We start from the raw sequence: 2,384 nt of genomic DNA, 5'->3' as shown, positions 1-2,384 counted from the left end.
CCCCGGGGCCGAGGAGGTCGTCGAGTGGCGCGTCCGTCGGGCCGTCAGCGGCCGTCCATCAGGCGGTACATGCCGATCGAGTCGTGGGCGGCGGTGTCCGCGAAGCCGAACTTCTCGTAGAGGAAGCGCGCGGGGCCGTCCGCGATCAGCGAGACGTACGCGGTGGCGGGCGCCCGGCGCTCCAGCTCCTCGGTGAGCGCGGCCATGATGCGCTTGCCGAGGCCGTGGCCCTGGTGCGCGGGGTGGACGCAGATGTCGGTGATCTGGAAGGCGGTGCCGCCGTCGCCGATGATCCGCCCCATGCCGACGGGCTCGCCCTCGTGGTGGAGGACCACGCCGTACCAGGTGTTGGGGAGGGCGAGCGCGACCGCCTCGGGGGCCTTGTCGGAGAGGCCGGCGTCGGTGCGCAGACGGCGGAAGTCCTCGACGGTGGGCACACCGGGACGGATTTCGTAAGGGTCACTGCTCGGATTCATGACTTACATGCTACCCGCTCGGCCCCGCCGCCCGACTCCGGCCGCTCGGGTGAACGCGCGGCGCGACATACCGGACGGGACGGGGTGCCACGGGGGCGGAAGCGATGATCGCCGGGTTCCCGGAACCCCACCCCGTCGGAGGCGTACATGCGGATTCTTCTCCTCGCCAGCGCGTTCAACAGCCTCAGCCAGCGGCTGCACGCCGAACTGCGCGACCGGCTCCACACCGTGGACGTCCAACTGGCCGGTGATGACGAGGAGTTGCTCGACGCGGTGCGCCGCCTGAAGCCCGACCTGGTGCTCGCGCCGATGCTGCGCACCGCGATCCCGCGCGAGCTCTGGTCGCAGCTCACCTGCCTGGTCGTCCACCCCGGACCGCCGGGCGACCGCGGCCCGTCCTCCCTCGACCGGGCCGTCCAGGAGGGCCGCACCGACTGGGGCGTCACGGTGCTCCAGGCCGAGGCGGAGCTGGACGCCGGGCCGGTCTGGGCCTGGGCGCCCTGCCGGCTGCCCGGGTACGGCAAGAGCGACCTGTACCGCAACGAGGTCGCCGACGCGGCGGTGGCGGCCGCGCTGCTCGCCGTCGAACGCTTCGCCTCCGGCGGGTACGCGCCGCAGCCGCAGTCCGGCCCCGGCTGGAGCGCCACCGTACGGACCCGGCCCGCGCTGCGCCAGGAGGAGCGCCGGATCGACTGGGCGGCCGACCCCACCGAGGCGGTGCTGCGCGGCCTGCGCGCGGCGGACTCGCGCCCCGGGGTCCTCGACGAGCTGTGCGGCGGCACCTGGTACCTGCACGGCGGGCACCGCGAGCCGGTGCTGCGCGGCCGCCCGGGCGAGCTGATCGCCACCCGGGCCGGCGCCGTCTGCCGGGCCACCTCGGACGGCGCGGTCTGGATCCCCGAGCTCCGCCGCCGTACCCCCGGCGGCCCGGCGGGCGTCAAGCTCCCGGCGGCCACGGCCCTCGGCGGCCTGCTGCCGGCGCTGCCGGAGGTGGCGGCGCCGCTGATGCCGGGGGAGGAGGACGGCCCGGTCTGGTCGGACCTGCGCTACCGCGAGGACGGCCCGGTGGGCTTCCTGCGCTTCTCCTTCCCGGGCGGCGCGATGTCCACCGGCCACTGCCGCCGGCTGCTGGCCGCGTACCGCTTCGCGGCGGCCCGTCCGACCTCGGTGCTGGTGCTCGGCGGCGGCCGGGACTTCTTCTCCAACGGCATCCACCTCAACGTGATCGAGGCCGCGCCGGACCCGGCCGTCGAGTCCTGGGACAACATCACCGCGATGGACGAGCTGGTCGACGCGGTGCTCACCACCACCGACCGGCTGGTGGTCGCCGCCGTCGGCGGCAACGCGGCGGCCGGCGGGGTGATGCTGGCGCTGGCGGCGGACGAGGTGTGGTGCCGCGCCGGTTCCGTCCTCAACCCCCACTACCGGCTGATGGGGCTGCACGGCTCGGAGTACTGGACGTACACCCTCCCGCGCCGGGTCGGCGCGGCGGCGGCCGAGCGGCTGACCCGCCAGGCGCTCCCGGTCTCCGCGGCCACGGCCGAGCGGATCGGTCTCGTCGACCGGGTGCTCGCCTGCGGGCCCGAGGAGTTCGGGCCGTCCGCGGCCCACCTGGCCGGGCTGCTCGCCGCCTCGCCCACCGCCCAGCAGCGGATCGCGGCGAAGAAGGCCGCGCGCGAGGCCGACGAGCGGACGAAGCCGCTCGACGCGTACCGGGAGGAGGAACTCGCGGTGATGCACCGGCAGTTCTTCACACCCGAATCGCCGTATCACGCGCTGCGTTCCGCGTTCGTCCACAAGCGCCCGGTGCCGACGGGGCCCGCCGCGCGAGCGTGACCCGAACGGCCCCGCCGGGCTTGCCTCCCCGGGCGCCGGCTCCCGCCGCGCGGACCGGCGCCCGGCCCGGAC

General features: G+C 75.7%; 2 protein-coding genes. One reads left to right on the top strand and one right to left on the bottom strand.

The annotated features are described in order from the left end of the window. Window positions 1–44 precede the first annotated feature (44 nt). Window positions 45–476 (bottom strand): GNAT family N-acetyltransferase, encoded by a 432-nt coding sequence (locus ACFU6K_RS36915; protein WP_380670704.1) that lies wholly within the window; start codon window positions 474–476, stop codon window positions 45–47. 147 nt (window positions 477–623) lie between these two features. Here ACFU6K_RS36915 and ACFU6K_RS36910 point away from each other — a divergent pair, with 147 nt between their 5' ends. Further along, window positions 624–2,312, top strand: coding sequence for an enoyl-CoA hydratase-related protein (locus ACFU6K_RS36910; protein WP_380670702.1), 1,689 nt, complete (start codon window positions 624–626; stop codon window positions 2,310–2,312). Window positions 2,313–2,384 lie beyond the last annotated feature (72 nt).

This window comes from Kitasatospora sp. NPDC057512, assembly GCF_042802135.1.
Classification (GTDB): Bacteria; Actinomycetota; Actinomycetes; order Streptomycetales; family Streptomycetaceae; genus Kitasatospora.
This window is presented reverse-complemented; position numbering and strand designations above follow the sequence as displayed.